This is a genomic window from Micromonospora sp. FIMYZ51, assembly GCF_038246755.1.
In the GTDB taxonomy this organism is placed as follows: Bacteria; Actinomycetota; Actinomycetes; order Mycobacteriales; family Micromonosporaceae; genus Micromonospora.
In genome coordinates this window covers 230,994-252,190 of sequence record NZ_CP134706.1, presented here as the reverse complement: position 1 = coordinate 252,190, position 21,197 = coordinate 230,994, and the positions used below count along the sequence as shown (strand labels likewise).

Genomic DNA, 21,197 nt, shown 5'->3' with positions numbered 1-21,197 from the left:
GCATGACCGCGAAGTGGATCGAGACGCTCGTCGGGTCACTCGACCAGAAGAAGCAGTACAAGCAGCACATGGCCCGCATGAAGGCCCTGCCGGAGCCGTATCACGGCGCGGCCAAGGCCAATTATCGGTACTTCATGTACCAGGGCGGGATCGAGGACGGAAACACGCTCATCACGATGCTCGGCGACTTCGTCGACCTCTGGGAGCGTGCGGCCGCCGGCGGAACCCCGGTCCGCGCCATCGTCGGCGACGACCCGGTCGAGTTCGCCGAGACGTTCCTGCGCGCGTACTCCGGCAAGCAGTGGATCGATAAGGAACGCGAACGCCTCCGAACGGCGATCGACGCCGCCGACCACGACGCCAGCGGGGAGACGAGAGCATGACCACCACGACGCGCGAACCCGCGATCAGGATGCGGGGAATCACCAAGTCCTACCGGGACCTGCACGTGCTGCGGGGCGTCGACTTTGAGGTGTCGGCGGGGAGCATCTTCGCCCTGCTCGGCTCGAACGGTGCCGGCAAGACCACGCTGGTACGGATCCTGTCGACGCTACTGAAGGCGGACGGCGGCACCGCGATCGTGCACGGCTTCGACGTCTCCTCGGCACCGCACGAGGTACGCGAGTCGATCAGCCTGACCGGCCAGTTCGCCGCAGTCGACGGCGTGCTCACCGGCCGGGAGAATCTGATCCTGGTCGCGAAGCTGCGCCACCTGAAGAACCCGGGTGCGATCGCCGACGACATGCTCGCCCGTTTCTCGCTCACCGACGCCGGGAACCGCCGGGCGGGAACGTACTCGGGCGGCATGCGCCGACGGCTGGACATCGCGATGAGCCTGGTCGGCAACCCGCCCGTGATATTCCTCGACGAGCCGACCACCGGCCTCGACCCGCAGGCCCGCATCGAGGTCTGGCAGACGGTGCGGCAGCTCGCCAAAGACGGCACCACCATCCTGCTGACCACCCAGTACCTCGACGAAGCCGAGCACCTCGCCGACCGGATCGCGATCCTGCACGAGGGCACGATCATCCAGAACGGCACTCTCGCCGAGCTGAAGCGGCTCCTCCCGGCCGCCACGGTCGAGTACGTCGAGAAGCAGCCGACCCTCGAAGACGTCTTCCTCGCCCTCGTCGGCCACACCAGTGACACCGGCGGCAGGGCGGCCGTGTCCGCAGGAGAGGAATCCCGATGACCGCCCACGTCCTCAGCGACACCGGAACCCTTACCGGCCGCTCCCTGCGTCACATCCTCCGCAGCCCGGACACCATCATCACCACAGCGGTCACCCCGATCGCACTGCTGCTGCTCTTCGTGTACGTGCTCGGCGGCGCCATCAACACCGGAACCGACGAGTCGTACATCAACTACCTGCTCCCGGGCATCCTGCTCATCACGATCGCCTCCGGCATCGCCTACACGGCGTACCGCCTGTTCCTCGACATGCAGGAGGGCATCTTCGAGCGCTTCCAGTCGATGCCCATCCCGCGACCCTCCGTGCTCTGGGCGCACGTCCTGACCTCACTCGTCGCCAACCTGGCCTCGCTCGTGATCGTCACCGGCGTCGCCTTGATCATGGGATTTCGCACTGGTGCACCGGTGGCCGACTGGCTCGCCGTCGCCGGCATCCTGATTCTGTTCACCCTTGCCCTCACCTGGGTAGCCGTGATCGCGGGCCTGTCCGCCAAGACCGTCGACGGCGCGAGCGCCTTCAGCTACCCGCTGATCTTCCTGCCCTTCATCAGCTCGGCGTTCGTCCCCACCGACTCGATGCCCGCCCCAGTCGCATGGTTCGCCGACAACCAACCGGTCACGTCCATCGTCAACACCCTCCGCGCGCTCTTCGCGCAGCAACCCGTCGGCAACGACATCTGGATCGCCCTCGCTTGGTGCGCCGGCATTCTCGTAGCCGCCTACGCAGCCGCGACAGCCATCTACCGCAGAAAGATCAGCTAGCCGTTCGGAACGGGGCAGCGCCGCATCCGCATGGTTGCGGCGCTGCCTCCTGAGCCAGGCTGATCCTGTCGGATAGCCAATCTCTGGCCCTGAAACGGTCTGAGGGGACCCGGTCATCAGCCGAATCAGCTGATGGCTCGGGCTTGGCCGTGCTCGTGTGAGCGGTCCCCGAGCAGCGCTCCCGGACGGTGTCTGGCGCGACGGAATGCGCCACCCGAGCATCGCACGCAGCGAGGATCAGCGCGTCTGGCGGCGGATCGACGCCGAGCACTGCTGTCTGTGTGATTGTCGTTACCTAGTGCAATCACAGTGACGCATGTAACTGTGCCTATGTAGCCGCGCACTGCCGCTCGCAGCGCACGGGGGAGAACCGATCAGAGGGGCGTCACGTATGAGATTTCAGGCAGATGGGACCCGGGTCCGGCGCGGTGGATTGTGGGCCTCGGCCCTCTCCACGTTTACGCTCCTAGCGCTCGTCGCCGGGCTGGCGCTGGTGGGCGGGGCACGCGAGCTCGGGCCGGTGAGTTTGGTCGCCGGCCCGGTCGACATCACCGACCTGCCGGGCACGGTGAGCGACCCGTACAACACCACCGGGGTCGAGGGCATTGACAAGATCATCGATAATACGCCGTACACGAAGTACTTCCGGGCGACCCCGACGCCATGGGTGCGCTTCATCGCCAACAATGCCGCCGTGGTTACCGGCTACAGCGTCACGTCCGCCAACGACTCCGCGGACCGCGACCCGAAGGACTGGGTCTTCGAGGCGTCAACGAACGGCACGACGTGGACCACACTGAACACCCAGACGAATCAGACCTTCGTTGAGCGGTTCGCGAAGAAGACGTACTCGTTCGCCAACGCCGGTTCCTACCGCTACTACCAATTGCGGACCACGGCCAACAACGGCTCCCCGGACTTTCAGATCGCCGAGCTACAGATATTCGGAACCACGACCGGCACGGTGCCGGCGCCCGCCGCGCCCAGCGGGATCGTCGCCACCGCGGTCTCCGACGAGCAGGTCCAGATCACGTGGAGCGACAACACCAGGTACGAAACGGGGTACGGCCTGGAGCGCAGGGTGGGCTCCGGCTCGTGGAGTCTCGTCAAGAACCTGCCGATCGGCACGACCAGGTACTACGACCTGGGCCGCAATGGAAGCACCAGCTACACCTACCGGGTCCGCGCGCTCGGCACGACCAACTCGTCGTACGCGACCAGCAGCGCGGTCACCACACTGAGCTCGACTCCGCCGGCAACGTACACGGAGGCGTACCACGGTTCCGGCGGCCCCAACGAGTTGCTCACGCTCGTGTCTGCCACCAGCGACGTGGTGATCTACCGTGATCCGCAGGTGCCCACCAACCTGAGTTGGGTGGTCACCTACATCCAGGAGATCTACGCTCACGTGCGCGCATCCTATCCCGCGATGCAGGGTCAGCGGCTCTGGGTGACGCTGCACAACGACCCGGGCCCGGGCGGAAGCGCCCAGTTCTTTGCGCACCCGCACACGAATTACCACAGCACGATCGACATGTACGACTCCGACTGGAGCACTTCGACCGCCACCAAGCGTGACGTGATCGCGCACGAGATCGGGCACCTGATCGAGTTCGCCGGCTACGGCATCGTCAACTCCCCGGCGTACCAGATCTGGAGTGACAGCAAGTGGTGCGAAATCTTCCAGTACTGGGCCTACCTGGGGGCCGGCCTCACCGCCGACGCAACCCGCTGGTACAACGACAAGTCGACCGACCCGGTCGACGGGTTCCCGGCGGCGACGACGGACTGGTTCACCCAGTGGTTCTACCCGATCACCGACACCTACAGCGGTGCCACCACACTGAACAACTACTTCCAGCTGTTGTCGCAGCACTATCACCAGTTCAACGGCTTGTACGCGAGGGACATGAACATGGGTGAGTTCGTGCACTTCTGGAGCGGCGCGACCGGCGCCAACCAGCTGTCGCTGGCGCAAACCGCATTCGGGTGGCACTCGACGTGGCAGGCACAGCTCGACCAGGCGAAGATCGACTTCCCTGGCGTCACGTACACGCCGTAGTTGTCGGGACGCCGCTCCCGGGTTGTCCGGGGGCGGCGTCCAGCTCGGATCCCAGACGCAGGGTCGACACCTGCGAGGCGGCAGATCACACCTTGAGGATGTCCACGTCGTACAGCGCTATCGACGCGTCGCGAGAGGCGAGGGTCAGCCCTTCGATGATTGCGGTCGAGCAACTCGGTGCCGAGGGTCGGGTCGCCGGTGATGGCCCAGAGCGCGACGTGAGTGTCCAGCAGCAGTTTCACGCGCCGATGCCGAAGTCGTCGGCGATTTCGGCGTTTGTCTGAGAGGTCCAGTTGGCCGGCGAGTGAGCCGACTGCGGTGCGGTTAGCCCGCCGGACCAGCGGTACGACCGTCGCCACCGGGGTGCCCGCCCGGTCGATGATGATCTCCTCGCCGCGTTCCACCCGCTCGATGATGCGTGACAGATGGGTCTTGGCATCAGGCATGTTGTAGGCGACGCGGTGGGTGGCGGCTATGCGACCGGGGCGCTCATACTCCGCCATCGGATCCGCCAGAGGATGGCGTAGAAAAGCACAGCGGCCCCAAGACCGGACATCCCGCCACTCACCGCGCCGCGCAGGACGGCTATCGAGCGAAGGGCGTCGAGCGGGTTGTCGCCATGCTTCATGACCTGGTAGACGGCCCCGAGCATGCCGGCGACGACAAGTGCCGCGAGGGTGGTCCACCGGACGGCGGGGCGCAGCGTTCCGGACCGTCCCCGCGGTGTGTTGCGCCACCAACGGTGCAGCCACACGGCGAGTGCCAGGGCTCCGACAAGCGTGCTCGCCCACCACAAACCCTCGGTGACGCTTCTGGTGTCCGGCAGCGGCGACCACCAGGCTGCGCCGTTGTCGTGCACGAGCCCATCCCAGGCCAGATGGGTGAGGACGCCCGTCGCCGCGGACACCGCGACCCAGGCGAACTGCTGGGGCCCCGCCCAGTTGAATCGCTCGGCAGCCCCCGTCAGACGGGCTGCGGCGGCCGGTGGCAGCAGGGCGATCAACGGGCGTTTGAGCAGGTGGTGAAAGAGGGCGACCAGGAGGACCGCCGTGATCGTACCGGCGAGCATCCCGGTGCCGAGTTGGTGTGTGTACGTCAGGTTGTAGTTGCTGTACCAGCCCCAGTCGGCCGAGGTGGCCTGCGGAAGGACGTACGGCAGATCCGGTGCCACGGACCCGGCGGCCAGGGCCGAGACGACGAGCGGTCCACGGCGCAGGGGCAGGACCACGGCAAGGTGGCTCAGGGTGAACGGCATCGGAACTCACTCCAGCTCAGGCAGCACCCAGCGGCTCGTGGCTGGTCGACGCGCCATGGTACAGCCGCCCTCCCGCAGCCCGGGCCAGCACTTCCTCGGCGGTCAGCGGGCTACGCGGATGGTGGGTCAGCGACAGCGGTGTCCTGATCTTCTGCGGTGCAGCGCCTTCGGCGGCGAGGTAGAACTCGCCGGTGGTCAGCCGGGAGATGTCCGGTACGTCGCCGCCCTTGGCTCGGGCCATATCGCGTGCCGCCTCGATCTGGATCGGGCTGTTCATCAGGCCGTAGAGCTGCGTCGCCGCGTTGCCGGGGATCCGGTTGTGCAGCCCCTTCGGCGCCTGCGTGGCGAAGATCAATCCGAGGCCGTACTTGCGGGCCTGGGCGGCCAGCGCCAGCGTGCTCTGCGTACAGGCCGTCATCGCTCCGGACGGGGCGAACGTCTGCGCCTCGTCCATCACAAGCAGGCCAAGTAGCGGGCGGTCACCGGCGGGGTTCTTCTTGATCCAGGCAAAGAGCGCCAACTGAAGCTGGTTGACGAAGCTCTGGCGTACGTCGTCGGAGGGCAGGCCGATGAGGCTGATGACCGAGACCCGGGCCCGCTTGCCCGGCTCGGGGGTGAGCAGCACTCCGGGATCCATCGGCGTGCCCTCGCCACCGAAGAGCGGGTCGTTCACCATGGCGGCGGTCAACGTCTGCGCGAGCCCGAGACCGATCTTGTCGGCGTCATCGAGGTCGATGATTCCGTCCGGCAGGTCGGCCAGCGTGTCGATCAGGCCCTGCAACCGCGAGCCGCCGCGGCGACCGTAGTGCTCGACGGCCTTGCGCAGCACCGCCAGCCCCAGATGCGCCCGGCTGGCCCGGCCGGTGACCATGGCCCGTGGCGCGAGGGAGGCGACGGCCGCCTCCACCGCCTCGGCGAACTCGTCCGGGTCGTCACGCACGCCGGTGAAATCGGGCAGTGGCTGGAAACTCAGCGGGCGGCCCGCCGTACGCCGAGGCGTCCAGACCATGACGTCGGTGTGGGCCAGATAGTCCTGTGCCTTCGCGGGGTCACCCGGTCGCCACTGCGCGGGCGGGGTGGGCCAGCTCTCGCCGAGGCGGGCCAGGTCGTTGTTGGGGTCGAGGACGATGGCGGAGACACCTTGCAGGGCGCATTCCTCCACGATCCGGCGGATGAGCACGGTCTTGCCGGAACCTGAGCCAGCGAAGATCGTGGCGTGCTTCCGGAGCGTCTCGAGCGCCAACGCTGCCGGCTTCTCGTCGTCGTGCCCGTACCCGATGACAAACGCCGGCTCGGCCGACGGCGGCGCCATCCCCACGGCCGTCGGGGATGGGCTACCGGCCGTCGGGGGTGGGCTACCGGCCGTCGGCGCGGCCTGCCAGCCGTCGATGTCGGCAAGTGCATGCTGGAGGAACTTGAGGTCCCGGGTCGGCCGGCGCTCAACCAACCAGCCCTGGAGGTCCATCGTGGCCTCGGCGAGCATGACCCGCAGCGCGGAGAGAATGCGCAGATCCTCGTCGTCGAGGCCGATGGTCTGCCCACCGGCCTCGGTGAACGTGGCGACGGCCCGCTGGGTGGCCGCGCTGCTGGACCATTCGCGGTTGCGCAGCAGAAACAACTTGCGTCTGGTCAGGCCGGCGGGGAGCGCGGCGGCGACACACGCCTTGCGGAGCCGAGCCAGCGCCGCGTTGCCGTGGTGGTCGTCGCTGATCGCCCGGAAACACCAGTGCACCTGGTCCTCGGTGCGTTCGTCGAGCGTGAGGCGTAGCCGGGCGTGCAGCGGCGGGTCGGTGCTCGGGGGCGAATCGACGCTGAACGCCTCCCCGGCGTCGCCGCGCTCCAGAATCCAGGCGGTGAGCCCGGCGGCGAGCAGTGCCGGCATCTCCTGGTCCTCCGACACCCGCCTGCGTGGGGTGATGGTGTCGGCGGCGTCGCGCAGTTCGGCGAAGCGGGCGTCGTAGCGGTCCAGTTCCGCGCCGACCGCAGGGATCGGGGTGGGTCGGGGCGCCCGCGGCTCTGCGGCCGGCGGCTCGCCGAGACTCATCAACTCCCGGACCTCGTTGTCGGCGATGCAGGCGCGGATGTGCCGGTCGATCTCGATAAGCAACTGACGCGGCGTGAAATCCCCCGCCCCGGCGAAGGCGCGCGGGGAAACCGGCCACGACGGGTACGGCGGGATGAACCCGACCTCCTGGTAGCGGAGCGTGAACCGCTTCTCGATCATCGCCCGGCCCAGGTCGGCGTCGTCGATCCGACGCAGCGTCGGCGTCTCGCGGAACCGGTCGGCCACCGTGTCGGTGGCGGTGGACTTGATGATGGTCCACGAGTTCGGGATGCAGGCCAGGACGGTAAGTGTCCGTCGCGTGCTCTGCCGCAGCGACATCAGCCCGTCCGCCATCCGGGCCAGCATCAGCGCCTGTTCGGGGCTCATCGCGGCGGCGCCGACCAGGGCGGGATCGCTCTGGATCGCCAACTGGGCGATCAGCGTGTCGATCTGGTCGATCGCCACGACCGACGGACCGGTGAGCGCCAGCAGCCAGGAGAGGTCCTGCACGATCTGCTGGGCCGAACGTGGTGCGCGCCGCATGCCCCACGCCGCCCGTTCACCGGGAACCACCTCCGCCCCGGAGAGGAAGTAGTTCTCCGCGAGGTCACGATGCGCGATGTCCTCGGAGGCGCTCAGCGCCAGCGCTCGCGCGGTCTCCTGGCACATCCGGGCCGCGTGCCGATCGAAGTCACCGAGCCCGGTCAGGAAGGCGTCGAGTGCCGCCCGGGTCAGCTCGGTGTCACCCATGACCGCCCGGCGTGCCGTCCGGGGCGCTCCCACCAGGGCCGACAGGCGCTGCAACAGAAGTTTGAGCTGGGTCTGCGGACCACCGGGCACCGGCCGAGCCAGGCCGTCCAGCAGCGCGGCCAGCACGCTGTCCCAGAAGCTGCCGGTGTCGAGCAGGCTCACCAGGAAGAAGTAGCCGCCCTGCTGCTGCACCTGCTGCCGGACCCAGCCCAGCAGGTGGGTCTTGCCGGACCCACGCTGACCCTGGACCACCAGGCCGAGCGGGCTGCCGTCGGTGCTCGCCCCGGCCTCGTCCACGCCGGCGAGCACCTCCCGGAGCACCGGGGCATGCAGGCCGTCGATGTGGAACGGCAGTGGTCGCCACACGTCGTCGGGTACCGGTGCCCAGTTGAACCGCAGTGCCGCGAGGGCGGCGCGTTCCGCCTCCTTCATCACACGCCGATCGCCAGCAGATGGTTCTCCTGTCCACCGAGGCGCAGGGCGGCCTTGATGTCCGCCTCGGTGAGCGTCTTCTGATTCGACTCCGGGGTGAGGTGCACGCCGTTGGAGCGGCTGAGCTGCCGCAGGGCGTCGTCCAACTCCTCGCGGGGCAGGTCGGCGAAGAACGGGCGCAGCCGGCGCAGGCTCACCCAGGCCCCGGGTTCGGCCGCGAGCGCGTGGTACGCACTGACCACGCGCGCCGGCAGCGATCCGGGCGGCGCCGGGACGGCGGGCGCGGCGGGCGCGCGTACGTCGCTCAACGCGAAGAGTTCGGTGAGGGTGGCGCAGCCGCTCCGGGCCAGGACCCGCTCGCGCAGGCTGTTCTGTAGGGCGGTCAACGCCGCGCCGAGCGCCGCCGCGCCGCGGAGCGTGAAATCAAAGTCGTGCTGCACCCGTACCCAGCCCTTGTCGTCCAGTTGGAGGGCGTACGTGGATCCGCTCTTGCGGGCCGCCACATAGTGCAGGCGGGTGAGCTTGTCGCGCTGGGGCTTGCGTACGTCCAGGCCGTACCGGTCGCGCAGCTCGGTGTTCAGCACCTCCCGCGCCTCGGCCATCAGCACGACGAGGATCGCACTCTCCGATGCAGTCAGGTCATCGCCAGCCATGAAGGCGTCCTTCCGCTATGTCCCGGCGGCGGTTTCGCAGACAGGCACCGATCTGCTGAACCACGGCACCGACGTCGTGAGTTACCCGGGCGTTGGTGAAGCGCAGGACGACGTATCCGTCCAGTTGCAGTTGGACGTCGCGCTGCCGGTCGGCCTCGAAGCGGTCCGGGCGACAGTGTTCGGGCCCGTCAATTTCCACCACGCACCGTTCGTCCGGCCACAGTAGATCGAGCCGCACCGGTGCCACCAGGGGATGAGACTGGTAGCTCTGGTTCCACCTCCGCCCAGCCGACCAACTCACGGCGGCGAGCGCCGCCTCCAGCCGCTGTTCGGCGGTGCTGGCCGGATGCGGCTTGCCGATCACCACCTGCTCCCCGTAGGGCGGGGATGGTGCGCGTGGCACCTCGATCCGGCCCCTCGCAAGCCCATCCAGCTGCGCCGCACCGGGTCCGGTCAACCAGACTGCCGGGCCGCCATGGTGTACGAGCCACGCGGCTCCCGCTGCGACCACAGCACCATCGGTGTGGGTCGGTTCGACGAGCAGCACCACCTTCCGTCGGCCGAACGCCGCTGCGACGAGGCGGGCCAGTGCAGCCGCCCGGATGCGCAACGGAAGGGTGGCGGTGGCGGCCCGTCGTGCGGTCACCGCGAAGGTGGCCAGGTCGGGCAGGAAGGAGCCCGGGTAGTGGTCGCGGCGTGCCCGTGCGGCGGCGGCGACCCGGATCGCGGCGAGGCCCGCCGTGTCGGGACGAACTTCTTCTGCCGCTTCCGGCAGCCACGCCGGCAGGAGTTCGACCGCGACCTGTTCGAGTCGGTTCACCGCGGCGTGCGCGAACTCCGCCGGCGTCGCATGCCGTACGGCCGATTGGTGCACCACGGCGGCAAGGTCCGCCTGTTCGCGGGCGACCAGCATGGCCAGTGCGTCGGTCTGCAAATCGGGCAGGGCGACGACCCGATCGGCCGGAACATCGGCGAGTTTCCGGCTCATACGGACGCGACACCCCTCCCCCATCGGGCGTGGACGTTTCCGCCGGCCCGTTCGGGACCCCTGACCGACGATGATCAACCAGCGTTGAACGGTTCTGACGGACTGGTTGATTACCAACAGGAAGTCGCCGGGCACCAGTGGAAAGTCGCGTTTCGGACCGTACGCGAATTCTTCTCCGCGTCTGCTGGCCCCGCCAGCCGCCGTGCTCAGCGAGGAGGACGGCCCGCCACCGCATCGGCTCGCACCCGGTTGTGCTTCGAGGGCTTGAACCGCTCGGCGGCATGGTGCGTTAGGAGGGCATGCCGGAGCTGAAGTGGGAACTGCCGCCTGACATCTCCAACAGCACCATGCGTCGCGTCCAACGCGCGCTGGACAGAGATTTCCGCGTCGCCATCGACAACAATCGCGCGGATCGTCAGGCCGGGCGCGGGCTGGCCGGCGGTCTGAAGGCACCGAACACCAGGGGTACGACCAGGCAACTCCGCGCCGACACGGCCAGCCTGGTCAACGACCGCCTGAGGCAGAGTTGGCCCGGGTCGGCACGGGTGGCGTTCAACTGGTTGCTGCGCCAGTTCCGCCGGAGGCAGGGCCAAGGGACGGCATCGGCGCCCGAAGGCCGGGGCGACTACGCGGCCGGAGAGCCCGTGCAGCCCTCGATGTCCACGCCCTATGGCCGGGGCGACTACCGGGCGGCCGGAGAGCACCAGGGACCGGCGCTGTCGGCGCCCTACGGCCGCGGCGATCATCCGACGGCCGCAGAGCGCCAGCGGCCTCCGCTCACCCAGGAGCAGGTGGACAGGTGGACGCGGGTGCTGCGCACCCGGCAACTGGACGAACCCGAGCAACGCTCGCTCAGAAGCGCAATCGTCGCCGCGTACTTCGTCGACCACAACCCAGACCTGCATCAGCTCTATCGGAAAGATCCAAGGGAGATGCAGAACCTGGCGGCGATCATCGCCGCAGCCGACCGGATCGCCGACCGGTACGAACCACAAGCCGCCAGCCGGTACGAGCCGCAACCCGCCGAGCGGTACCAGCCGCATGCCGCCGAGCGATACGAGCAGCATGCCGCCGAGCAATATGAGCCGCATGCCGCCGAGCGATACGAGCCGTATCCCGCCGACCAGCGAGTCCTTCCGCCACCGCAGCAGACTTTCGACTTCGGGTTCGAGCAGCCCGTGCCCAGTGCTCCGCCGACGCCGATTGGGGAGCGGTCCGGCGCACAGTTCTCGCACGGCTCTGATTTCCAGGCCGAGCCAGCCCGGTACCCGCCGCCGCCTTCCTCGCCCGCCATGACGCAGGTGTCCACGGAGACATCGCAGACACCGCAGCCCAGCGCAAGCCACTACACGGAGGCGGAGCTGAATGCGATGCTCCCACGCCAGCGTGACGAGTTGGCCGGCCACGACCCTGCGACGGACCGGGCGTACTACGCCAGGCTGCGGACACTCTCCAGCATCTCTCGACAGTCACCATCGAGCCTGGGTCAGCACCAGCATCCTCAGCAGCTCTCTCCCGGGCTGTCCGGCCAGTCCCGCAGTCAACGCGCCAACCGCGGTCGCAAGTGAGCGCGCAGAAAGGCGAGGATCTCGCGACGCGCGGGCCGGGCAGCCGGGACCAGGCAGGGCGTGCTGAGAAAGGTGTGGGTCGCCCTCGGATAGCAGCTCAAATGGGCAGCACTGCCAGCCTCGCGGAGCCGCTCGACGTACCGGCGCCCGTGGTCTGCCACCGGATCCAGCGCGGCGGTGACGACAAGCGCCGAGGGCAGGTCGGCCAGATTCTTGAACTTCACCGGAGACACGGTGTACGGGTCGAGCGTCGACGGCGTGCTGAGGATGCGGGCTGCGCGCAGTCGCGAGAGCGGGAGGGTGGGGTTGTCGGCGTTGGCTGCCATTGAGGGATAGTCGAACATCGACTCGGTCCAGTCCGTGGTCGGATAGTTCAGAACCTGGGCGCGGAGCGGCCGTCCGTCCGTGCGGGTACGCGCTGCGACGAGCGCGGCGATCATGCCGCCCACGCTTTCGCCAATGACCGCGATGTTCGCGGGATCGATGCCCCACCTGAGCGGCTCGTCGGCTATCCGAACGAGCGTGTCGTATCCGTCCTCGATCGGTCGAGGCAGCTTGTGCTCCGGGGCGAGGCGGTACTCCACCGCGACGACCACGGCCGGGCAGCGGGCTGCCAGGTGACTGTTGAGCCAGTCGTTCTGGGCGGCGGTGCCCCCGATGAAGCCTCCACCGTGGAACGAGACAATCAGCGGCAGCGGGTGTTCCGCCTCTTTCGGGCGGTGCACTCGCAGGGTGAGCCGACGGTCAGGAAGGTCGATCGTGGTGTCCTCGATGCGGGCGCGACGGTCCGGCAGACCCGTCACGATCCGCCCGGCACGAGACGAGGCCGCGCGGTTGGCCTTGTCCCGCGCGACGACCACCTGATCGTCGGTCATTGCTTCCCAGTCCAAGGAGTCCCGAAGAATACGGGTGCCCAGGGGTGCTTTGCCTCTCATGGCTGCCAGGATCGCGGGCGCAGGGCCCGGTCGTCTTGGAGAAATGTTCCGCTCTCGTGGTGGAGAACAGCAGCCTCCGCTCAAGTCACCCCCGCAGCGCCTGCTCCTGGGCCGACCACGCGAGGTCGTCGACCACGAGCCACGGCGCAACCGCCACAGCCGTCGGGGTCATCCCGGCAAAGGCCAGGACATCCCGGCTCAGGTGGGACTGGTCGACATAGCCGTGCTCTGCCGCCACCCGGGCGGCGCTGTGCCCTGCGGCCAGACGGTGCGCCACCTGATCGAACCGGATCAGCATCGCGGCGCGTTTGGGCGTGAGACCGACCTGGGATCGGAACCGGGACCACAGCCGACGGCGGCTCCAGCCCACCTCGGTCGCCAACCGGTCGACCCGTACCCGACCCATGCTCCTCAGCATTTCGCCCCAGACGAAGGCGATCTCTGGATCCACCGCCCGGCCGGTACCCTGCCGTCGCGCCAGGGCTGCCGCCATGACCGCGAACCGGTCGTCCCACGACTTGGCGGCGTGTAGTTGCTCCCGGGTCCGTTCGGCGTCGCGTCCCCAGAGATCTTCGAGACCGACCACGGTCGTCGCCGACTCAGCGTGGGCACCCAGCACCGCGTGCGCGACCACCGGCGAGAGCCGTACCTGCACAAGGTCGATATCGCGCCCGCCCCCTCGCACACGTCCCGGGGTCATGCCGACGACGATGCTGCCCCGCTTCCGCGCACCGCTGGCGTCGTCCACCAGCTCGGCGTCACCGAGATCGATGAACACCGTGCACGCCGGGTACGGGACCACCTGGAGACTGAGGAAATCCTCCGCTCGGCCGCGGAACCCGGCCATGCTGACGCCCGCCATGCGCCTCGACGCTGGCGGGACCGCGACGTCCAGGATGGTCCCGGCGACCCGGGCCATGCCTACCGTGGGCACGCCGTCATGTTACGAGCCGCCAGCACGGGCGACGTCCGCACACCAACGGCAGGCCGGGTGGTCAGGGACCGACGCGGATGCGGTCAGCGGCGTACACCTCGCGGGAGCCGTCAGCACGGAAGATCACAATGACCGGAATACCCTCGCCCGTCTCCAACTCGCGCCGCTCAGCGGGGGTGGGCATCCGAGCGGTGGCGGTGTCGCCTTTGCGGAGGCGCACCGTTTCGGTCGGCTCGACGGCACGGACGAACGTGCCGCGCGGCGGTTTCACGATCACGAGCCCTTCCGACCGAAGTAGCGCTATCGCCTGTCGGACACTCGTTCGACTCAGCCCGTACTCCTGAGCCAACCGCAACTCGCTGGGCAACGACGCCCCGGGTGCCAGATCACCGGCCGCGATCCGGTCTCGCAGCAGGTCTGCGAGCTGCCGGAACACGGCGCGATCCGCACTGGGGTCGATCACAAACGTGACGCTACGTGTCCTACAGTTCTACGACCTATTGTATCTACAGTCCTACGTCGTTATGGTGACGGCAGCTGTGACATCGGGCGGGACCGACCTCAACGCGCCTATATCCGTCACCTAGTCCCATACCGGGGAGAGCCGTGCATCGCCTCTGGCACGAGGAGTTCTTGACGGTGATCATCCGAACACGCCTGTTTCCGCTGGTGCGGTGGTTGTTCCGGTGGCCTGAGCCGGTGCCGCCGCCGGGGATCGGGCAGCGGTATCAGGAGGTGGAGCAGGCGGCGGCGGTGCAGCGGCTGCTTGATCATGCGGTCCGGTTGCCGGAGTCGCCACGTGCTGGCGCGGCGCTCCGGGATGTCACGGCGACGGGAGATCAGCGCGGCACGGGCGAAACGGGGAGCTTGCAGTGAGCCGGCCGGCAAATAGCGGGCGGTCGATTGGGCAGCGTCCCAGTGGTGAGTTGCCGGTGGGCCGGCGGGTGGCGTACTGGCGGGTGCGGCGGCGGATGTCGCAGCAGGTGTTCGCCGATCGGTTGGGCAAGTCGAAGAGTTGGGTCGACAAGGTCGAGCGGGGTGTCCGGGCGTTGGACAAGGTGTCCACCCTTGCCGACATCGCTGCGGTGTTGCGGATCGATCAGGCGGTGCTACTCGGTCGTGATGTGCGGCCGGTCGAGGTGTGCGCGCGGGTCACCGGTGTGGAGCGGATCCGGGTGGCGTTGTCGACCTACGACGTCGCGGTGGGGCGGCGGGGCCGGGACGTGCCTCTGGTGGCTGAGGTGGCCCGCGTGGTCCAGCATGCGTGGACCACCTTTCAGCATGCGCGGTATCCGCAGGTGATCGGTGGGTTGCCGGAGATGGTGCTCGCTGCGCAACGCAGTTTCGACCGCGAGTCGGGAGCGGGGCGGGTGCCGTTGGTGGAGGCGTACCGGGTGAGCGCGGCACTGCTGGTGAAACTGGGTGCGGGTGAGTTGGCGTGGCTGGCCGCTGATCGGGCGATGAGCGTGGCCACCGGTGATGCGGTGTTGGTGGCTGCGGCGGCGGTGCAGTTGGGTCAGGTGCTTCGCGCCACCGGCCGGAGCGGCTGCGCGCTGCCGATGCTGCGGGCTGCGGCGTACCGAATCGCCCGTCTGGGCCTCGACGGCGGTCCGGCCGAGCGTCAGTCGCTGTGTGGGGCGTTGCTGGTGCAGGCCGCGCTCGCGGCGGCCAGCCACGGTGATGCGCGCACCGCCGCCGATCTGCTGAACGAGGCCGGCGAGTTGGCGAGCCGGGTGGGCGACGGGCACGACCACTACCGGACCGGGTTCGGGCCTGCCGCCGTGGCGGACGCGCGCACGCTGGCGGCGGTGGAGGTGGGCGACGCGGCAGTGGCGCTGGCCTGGCATCAACGGACCATTGGCGAGCCCGGCTGGGGGTGGTTGCCCGCCGAGCATCGCGCCGCACATCTGATCGACACCGCCCGCGCTCACCTTCAGGCCGACGACCCCGTCAACGCTGCCCGAAGGTTGCTGGGAGCCGAACGTATCGCGCCTGGTGAGGTACGGCACCGGCGGCCGCCCACGACCTGCTCGCCCAGGTCACACGCAGTCCGGACGCCCCGGCCACGATCACCCAACTCGCCGCTGCCTGCGGGGTATCGGGAGCATGACCGCGCCGCGGCTGTCCCTGGCCCAGATCCTCAACCGGCTCGCGCTGACCGCCCGCCGGACCCTGCGTGACCACGAACCCGGCCCCGACGGCACCTGCTCGATCTGCCGAGTGGCGGAATGCGCGGTGACCGCTGCCGCCCGCAACGTCCTCGACGCCATCGAACGGATGCGCTAGATCATCCGTCGACTGTCGTTGATACCTTCAGCTTAGTTTCCATTTTGGATCTGCTGGCGGCTGTCCGGGTTCGGACGGCCGTATCGAGAAACGGGGAAAACATGACACGTAGGGCGCTGCGCATGCTGAGCGCAGCAGCGGTTGCCACGTTGCTGGCAATCACGGGTCTGACCGGGCCCAGCCAGGCGGCTGGCTCCGCCGGCCTGGACGGCACGGTGGTCGACAAGCTGACCGGCGCGCCGGTCGCGGGTGCCGGAATCGTCATCCAGCAGGAGGACGGCTCCGGCTGGAACTTCACAAACAGCGATGCGGAGGGGCGGTTCGCCTTCCCGGATGCGGACGCCGGCCAGTACCTCGTGCAGGTCATGGCCAACGGGTACGTCGAGCAGTGGCTCAACGGCCACGAAAACCGGTGGGAGGCGGACCTCATCACGGTCCCGGCCACCTTGCAGATCCCGCTCATGCCCATCCAGTACGGCGATGTCGCGGGGCGGGTCGTCACCAGCAAGGGCGCCGGGATCTCCGGCGTCAACGTCCAGTTGCGACGCGCCGGCAACTGGGTGGCCGACACCGGCACGGACAGCAAGGGACGCTACCGCTTCGACCGGGTGGAGACCGGCACCACCTACACGGTGCAGTTCACCTTCCCCAGCGGCCAGGTTCTCTACCACGGCGGGGTCGAGTCGGAGTACGACGTCACCCCGCTGACCGTGGCCGCCGACGCGACGACGCAGGCGAACCTCACCCGACCGCCGGTCGGCAATCTGACGGTCCGGGCGCTCGATTCGGTCACCCGCCGACCGGTCGCCGACTACTGCTGGTACCCGCAGGACGGTCCGCTCAGATTCCACACCACCTGCACCGACCACACCGGACGGGCCCGGTTGCGGGACCTGCCGGTCGGCACCTACTCCGGTGGTGGCTTCGACCAGAAGGAGGTCTACTCGAACGGGTTGTTCGGCCCGACCGAGGTGGTCGAGGACAAGACGGTGACCACCACCGTCCTGCTGGTCAAGTCGGTGCACCTGCGGGTCGATTTCGTGGACGCGGTGACCGGCGACCCGGTCGAGGGTGCCTGTGTCACGCTGGCCCACCCGGTCCGCACCGACGTCGGCCAGAACGGCCAGTGCGGTTCGTACGTCGAGTACGACAACCTCTTCGCCGAGGAGGAGTTCCGGCTCTTCGTCGCACCGTACGACGGCGTGCACGGGGCGCAGTGGGTGTCCACGACCGGTGCCGGGACCGGTGACCCGGCTGCGGCCCGGGTGTTCCGGCCGGCAGCCGGCGAGCACGTCCAGGTGACCGTCCGGCTGGACGCCGGGGGCACGGTCACCGGTGTGGTCAAGGACGCCACGACCGGCGCCGGCCTGCGGAACGTCTGCCCGACGGCGACCGGTCCATCGTCCTCGTACAGCACGGGTGTGAACTCGTACTGCACCTATGGCGACGACGGCGGGTACCACATCAACATGCTGGGCCCGTACGAGTGGAAGCTGGCCTTCCCGGCGTACGACGGCCAGCACGCCTGGGCCTGGTCGGGTGACGCCGCCAACCGGGCCGCCGCCACACCGGTCCAGGTCGTGGCCGGGCAGACGACCACCCTCGACGTCGCGCTGCCCGCCACCGGCACCATCAGCGGCACGGTCACCGTGCCCGCCGGTGTCTGCCTCACCTGCGTGACCATCCAGGCGATGGACGCCGCGACCGGCGACTACGCGGGGGTTTCCCCACGGGTGCGGGCCGACGGGACCTTCACCATCACCGGTCTCAACTCGCAGGACGTCCAGCTCTACTACAGCGTCGGGGACGACCTCGTGGCGTACCCGACCCAGCTGCGTACCCGGGCCGGCGAGGCCGTGACCGGCGTCGCCATCACCGTTCCGGCAGCCTGACCGCGACGGAGCCACGGGCCCGCCCTCCGCACCGGGGAGGGCGGGCCCTCAGTCCACCTGCCGGCGCTGCGACGCCGTCGGCTGCGGCGTGGCTGCGGGGCGCGCGACGAGCCAGGTCAGGCCGAGCACCGCGGCGAGCAGCAGCATGTTGTGGCTGAGCTTCGCGGCCAGGGCCACCCCTTGCGCCGGTGGGGCCGGCTGGCACGACGGTCAGGCCGTCGTCAACCGTGCCGTGGCCAGCTCGTCCAGGCAGGCCAGGGCCCGTGCCGTACCGGCCGGCGTGGCGGGCAGCAGCGGTGGGCGGACGTACGGCGTCGGGATGCGTCCCTGGGCGTGCAGCACCGCCTTGATGATGGCCGGGTTGGGCTCGGCGAAGAGCGCGGCGGACAGGGTGGCGAGCCGATGGCCGAGCGGCCGGGCGCGGGCCACGTCCCCGACCCGCCAGGCCGCCACCAGCGCGGCGTAGTCGGCCGTGGCGACGTGCGCGGAGGCGAGGATGCCGCCGGTCGCGCCGAGCGCCAGCAGCGCCGAGACGTACGCGTCCTCGCCGCCGAGCACCGCGAAGCCGGGCGGTACGTCGGCGAGGAGCGCGACGGTGTCCGCGTCGATGCCACCGACCGCGTGCTTGATCCCGACCAGGCCGGGCAGCCCGGCCAGCCGGCGCAGCATCTCGGCGGGAAGCTGCTGCCCGGTGCGGTACGGCACGTGGTAGGCGACCAGCGGCACCGGGGACGCCTCGGTCAGCCGGGCGTAGTGTGCCAGCACCGCCTCCGCGCCGGGCCGCAGGAACGGCGGCACCAGGCAGAGTGCCGCGGTGACCTCGGGCCATCCGGCGAGGGCACGCAGTTCCTCCTCGGTGTGCGCGCCGACCAGCAGGCCCGCCTGGTGCTCGCGGCACGCTGCGGCGGCCACGTCGACCACACCGCGCCGTTCGGCGTCGGTGAGCGCGTGCGGTTCGCCGGTGGTGCCCAGGGCAACCAGTCCGGCGGCCCCGGCGGCGAGGAGTTCGTGGGCCAACCCGGTCAGCGCGTCGAGGGCGAGGGCACCGCGCTCGTCGAAGGGCGTGATCAGGGGCACGTACAGGCCGGTCGGTGTCATGCCCTCAGCCTGCGGCGACCGGCCGTGAAGAACCAGTTCAGGTTGCTCAACGAATACGTAAGCTGAGCTGATGCTTGACGTCCGCCGCCTGCGGTTGCTGCGGGATCTGGCCCGCCTCGGCACCATCGCCGCCGTCGCCGACGCGCACACCTACACGCCGTCCGCCGTGTCCCAGCAGCTCGCCGCGCTGCAACGGGAGGCGGGCGTCGCGCTGTTGGAACGCGCCGGACGGCGGCTCACCCTCACCCCCACCGGGGAGGCGCTGGTCCGGCACACCGAGGTGGTGCTCGCCGCCCTGGAAGCGGCCGACGCCACGCTGGCCGCCGCGCGGGGCGGGCTCTCCGGCACGGTACGCATCGGCGCGTACCCAAGTGCCGTGCGTACCGTGCTGCTGCCCGCCCTGGTCACGCTGGCCCGTGACCACCCCGCGCTGGACCTGATGGTCACCGAGTTGGACCCGGTCCACGTGCCGGCGGCGCTGCGCGAACGCCGCCTCGATGTGGCTCTGGTGCACGATTACGACATCGTGCCGGTGGAGCCGGACCCGGCGCTGGACTCGACGCCGCTGCTGGACGAGACGGTCTTCCTCGCGCTGCCCGCCACGGACGAACCGCAGGGCGACCCGCTGCGGTCGGTACGCGACGCGGACTGGATCGTGGGCAGTCAGGGCACGCTCTGCCACTCGCTCGCCCTGCACGCCTGTGAACTGGCCGGATTCCGCCCGACCGTGCGCCACCACGCGGACGACTTCACCGCGATGCTCGCCCTGGTCGCCGCCGGTCAGGGCGTCGGGTTGGTGCCCCGGCTCGCCGTCGAGCAGCCGCCCGTCGGGGTCCGCCTCGCACCGCTGGGCATTCGCCGCCGTACCCGGATCGCCTATCGGCGCGGCGCGGGCGACCATCCCGCGGTGAACGCCTGCGTCATGGCGCTGCGGTCCGCGCTTCCGGCAGTGCCGTGAGGTGGTATTCCCACCCCTCGCGCCAACCGAAGTCAGCGGCCATGAGTTCCTCGATCGGTACGCCGTCGAGGAAATGGTCCATCGCCCAGCGGGTGGCCACATGACCGATGACCAGGACCCGGCAACCGTCCCATCGGGTCGGCAGGTCGGCGAGGAAACGGGCGGCCCGGTGTACGGCCTGCCGCCAGCTCTCGCCACCGGGATAAGGCTTGTCGAGATAGCCTTTCCGACCCCGGTGCAACTCGATGGCGGGGATACCGGTCAGGGCACCGTAGTCGCACTCCCGCAGCCGCCAATCGTGCAAGATGGGAATCCCGGTGCCGGCGAAGGCGAGTTCCGCCGTCTCCACCGAGCGGCGCAGGTCGGAGGTGAAGACGGCAGCGATGCCGTCGCCACGACGACGCTCGCCGAGCTGCGCCGCCAACTCCCTTCCCCGCTCCGCCAATCGGCCGGGCGACCAGCCGGTCGCGACGCCGCGCTCATTGTCCTCGCTCCAGGAATGGGTCTCGAAAACGATCGCGGTCGACACCGGAACAGGTTAGCCGAATGCCAATGCCGCCGGACCCCTCGCCCGCGTCCCGGGTTTTCGCCAATCTCAAGACGATGCCCTTGACAGGCCGGCGAAGTTAATTCGGCGGCGTCAATCACGAGCCCGTTCCAGGCCGTCGAAGAGCAGGTCGAGAGTGAACTCGAACTCGACCTGACTGTCGCACCAGCCGAGCGTGGGGTCCGCCGCGTCGTGGGCTTCGGCGGCGACCATGGCGGTCAGGTGCGGCAGCGCCTCGGCCATCGCGGCCAACTCCGCCTCGGCGACCGCCACGTCGGTCGCGCCACCCGCCGCCGCCGGGCGGAAGACCTCCTGGGCGAAGCCGAGCGCGAGGCTGCCGAAGGCGTGCACCGCCCGGTGGGCGATGCGGTAGGAGAACCCGCCGTCGAGCAGCGTGGCGATGATCCGGTCGTAGTAGGTGTAGACCCCGGCGGGGATGTTCGGACGGGCACTGAGCAGGGCAGGCGCCCACGGATGCCGCAGCATCACCGCTCGTGCGGCGAGGAAGCGGCCCCGCAATCGGGTACGCCAGTCGCTGCCGGCCGCCGTCGCGTCGGCCTGGGCGGCGGCCACCTCGATCTCGCTGATGACGGCCTCGATCAGGCCGTCGAGCAGGCCCTCCTTGCCAGGCAGGTGGTAGTAGAGCGACATCGCCTCGACGCCGAGTCCGGCGGCGAGCCGGCGCATCGTCAGCGCCGGCAACCCCTCCGCGTCCACAAGCGCGATCGCCGCCGCCAGGGCGCGCTCGCGACTCAGCGGCTCCCGAGGTTTTCTCGCCCCCATCGACCTCCCCCTCTTCCCTTTACCTTACGTCGTATGGTTGCCTTACAACGTAAGGCTCC

General features: G+C 69.4%; 21 protein-coding genes and 1 pseudogene. 10 read left to right on the top strand and 12 right to left on the bottom strand.

What is annotated here, in order from left to right:
• Positions 1–2: 2 nt before the first annotated feature.
• The 4 genes from QQG74_RS01230 (at position 3) to QQG74_RS01215 (ending at position 4,015) form a co-directional block, all read left to right on the top strand.
• Positions 3–383, top strand: a complete 381-nt coding sequence (locus QQG74_RS01230) for a DUF1048 domain-containing protein (RefSeq protein WP_341718456.1) — start codon at positions 3–5, stop codon at positions 381–383.
• Entirely contained in the window at positions 380–1,192 is an 813-nt protein-coding gene (locus QQG74_RS01225) for an ATP-binding cassette domain-containing protein (RefSeq protein WP_341718455.1), read from the top strand. Before QQG74_RS01230 ends, QQG74_RS01225 begins: the two co-directional genes overlap by 4 nt.
• The gene (locus QQG74_RS01220) at positions 1,189–1,953 is read left to right on the top strand and encodes an ABC transporter permease (RefSeq protein ID WP_341718454.1); all 765 of its coding nucleotides are present in this window, start codon (positions 1,189–1,191) and stop codon (positions 1,951–1,953) included. The genes QQG74_RS01225 and QQG74_RS01220 overlap by 4 nt, the downstream gene beginning before the upstream one ends.
• A gap of 520 nt (positions 1,954–2,473) precedes the next feature.
• Positions 2,474–4,015 carry a fibronectin type III domain-containing protein gene (locus tag QQG74_RS01215; RefSeq protein WP_341718453.1) on the top strand — a complete coding sequence of 514 codons (1,542 nt, stop codon included), beginning with the start codon at positions 2,474–2,476 and terminating at the stop codon, positions 4,013–4,015.
• 238 nt (positions 4,016–4,253) lie between these two features.
• Here QQG74_RS01215 and QQG74_RS01210 read toward each other — a convergent pair.
• The 5 genes and pseudogenes from QQG74_RS01210 to QQG74_RS01190 all read right to left on the bottom strand — a co-directional run bounded on the left by QQG74_RS01210 (position 4,254) and on the right by QQG74_RS01190 (position 10,137).
• Positions 4,254–4,461, bottom strand: a pseudogene (locus QQG74_RS01210) (type II toxin-antitoxin system prevent-host-death family antitoxin).
• Between the two features lie 26 nt (positions 4,462–4,487).
• Complete coding sequence (locus tag QQG74_RS01205; protein ID WP_341718452.1) at positions 4,488–5,270, bottom strand: DUF4184 family protein; 783 nt, start codon at positions 5,268–5,270, stop codon at positions 4,488–4,490.
• Positions 5,271–5,286: 16 nt separating this feature from the next.
• On the bottom strand, positions 5,287–8,496 hold the full coding sequence (locus QQG74_RS01200) for a DUF87 domain-containing protein (protein WP_341718451.1): 3,210 nt from the start codon (positions 8,494–8,496) through the stop codon (positions 5,287–5,289).
• On the bottom strand, positions 8,496–9,149 hold the full coding sequence (locus QQG74_RS01195) for a hypothetical protein (protein WP_341718450.1): 654 nt from the start codon (positions 9,147–9,149) through the stop codon (positions 8,496–8,498). Before QQG74_RS01195 ends, QQG74_RS01200 begins: the two co-directional genes overlap by 1 nt.
• Entirely contained in the window at positions 9,136–10,137 is a 1,002-nt protein-coding gene (locus QQG74_RS01190) for a DUF559 domain-containing protein (RefSeq protein ID WP_341718449.1), read from the bottom strand. The genes QQG74_RS01195 and QQG74_RS01190 overlap by 14 nt, the downstream gene beginning before the upstream one ends.
• 299 nt (positions 10,138–10,436) lie before the next feature.
• Here QQG74_RS01190 and QQG74_RS01185 point away from each other — a divergent pair, with 299 nt between their 5' ends.
• Entirely contained in the window at positions 10,437–11,705 is a 1,269-nt protein-coding gene (locus QQG74_RS01185; RefSeq protein WP_341718448.1) for a hypothetical protein, read from the top strand.
• Here QQG74_RS01185 and QQG74_RS01180 read toward each other — a convergent pair.
• From QQG74_RS01180 to QQG74_RS01170, 3 genes are all read right to left on the bottom strand, one after another.
• Positions 11,678–12,580, bottom strand: coding sequence for an alpha/beta hydrolase (locus QQG74_RS01180; protein ID WP_341718447.1), 903 nt, complete (start codon positions 12,578–12,580; stop codon positions 11,678–11,680). The genes QQG74_RS01185 and QQG74_RS01180 overlap by 28 nt on opposite strands.
• A 145-nt stretch (positions 12,581–12,725) precedes the next feature.
• Entirely contained in the window at positions 12,726–13,574 is an 849-nt protein-coding gene (locus QQG74_RS01175) for a helix-turn-helix domain-containing protein (protein ID WP_341718446.1), read from the bottom strand.
• A 61-nt stretch (positions 13,575–13,635) separates the two neighbouring features.
• Positions 13,636–14,010, bottom strand: a complete 375-nt coding sequence (locus QQG74_RS01170) for a winged helix-turn-helix domain-containing protein (RefSeq protein WP_341721097.1) — start codon at positions 14,008–14,010, stop codon at positions 13,636–13,638.
• Positions 14,011–14,207: 197 nt separating this feature from the next.
• On the opposite strand from QQG74_RS01170, the gene QQG74_RS01165 reads away from it, so the two are divergent.
• The 4 genes from QQG74_RS01165 (at position 14,208) to QQG74_RS01150 (ending at position 17,752) form a co-directional block, all read left to right on the top strand.
• Positions 14,208–14,450 carry a hypothetical protein gene (locus QQG74_RS01165; protein ID WP_341718445.1) on the top strand — a complete coding sequence of 81 codons (243 nt, stop codon included), beginning with the start codon at positions 14,208–14,210 and terminating at the stop codon, positions 14,448–14,450.
• Positions 14,451–14,506: 56 nt separating this feature from the next.
• Positions 14,507–15,754: a helix-turn-helix domain-containing protein gene (locus QQG74_RS01160; protein ID WP_341718444.1), complete on the top strand. Its 1,248-nt coding sequence runs from the start codon at positions 14,507–14,509 to the stop codon at positions 15,752–15,754.
• Positions 15,681–15,860 (top strand): hypothetical protein, encoded by a 180-nt coding sequence (locus QQG74_RS01155; RefSeq protein ID WP_341718443.1) that lies wholly within the window; start codon positions 15,681–15,683, stop codon positions 15,858–15,860. The genes QQG74_RS01160 and QQG74_RS01155 overlap by 74 nt, the downstream gene beginning before the upstream one ends.
• A 122-nt stretch (positions 15,861–15,982) precedes the next feature.
• A complete protein-coding gene (locus QQG74_RS01150) occupies positions 15,983–17,752 on the top strand; it encodes a carboxypeptidase regulatory-like domain-containing protein (protein ID WP_341718442.1) in 1,770 nt (589 codons plus the stop codon).
• Positions 17,753–17,800: 48 nt separating this feature from the next.
• Here the strand turns inward: QQG74_RS01150 and QQG74_RS01145 are convergent, their stop codons facing one another.
• Both QQG74_RS01145 and QQG74_RS01140 read right to left on the bottom strand, forming a co-directional pair.
• The gene (locus QQG74_RS01145; protein ID WP_341718441.1) at positions 17,801–17,929 is read right to left on the bottom strand and encodes a hypothetical protein; all 129 of its coding nucleotides are present in this window, start codon (positions 17,927–17,929) and stop codon (positions 17,801–17,803) included.
• A 33-nt stretch (positions 17,930–17,962) separates the two neighbouring features.
• A complete protein-coding gene (locus QQG74_RS01140; protein ID WP_341718440.1) occupies positions 17,963–18,850 on the bottom strand; it encodes a dihydrodipicolinate synthase family protein in 888 nt (295 codons plus the stop codon).
• Positions 18,851–18,920: 70 nt separating this feature from the next.
• Here QQG74_RS01140 and QQG74_RS01135 point away from each other — a divergent pair, with 70 nt between their 5' ends.
• The gene (locus tag QQG74_RS01135; RefSeq protein ID WP_341718439.1) at positions 18,921–19,808 is read left to right on the top strand and encodes a LysR family transcriptional regulator; all 888 of its coding nucleotides are present in this window, start codon (positions 18,921–18,923) and stop codon (positions 19,806–19,808) included.
• Here QQG74_RS01135 and QQG74_RS01130 read toward each other — a convergent pair.
• Positions 19,771–20,337, bottom strand: coding sequence for a histidine phosphatase family protein (locus QQG74_RS01130; protein WP_341718438.1), 567 nt, complete (start codon positions 20,335–20,337; stop codon positions 19,771–19,773). The two genes, QQG74_RS01135 and QQG74_RS01130, sit on opposite strands and share 38 nt — an antisense overlap.
• Positions 20,338–20,448: 111 nt before the next feature.
• Positions 20,449–21,138, bottom strand: coding sequence for a TetR/AcrR family transcriptional regulator C-terminal domain-containing protein (locus QQG74_RS01125; protein WP_341718437.1), 690 nt, complete (start codon positions 21,136–21,138; stop codon positions 20,449–20,451).
• Positions 21,139–21,197 lie beyond the last annotated feature (59 nt).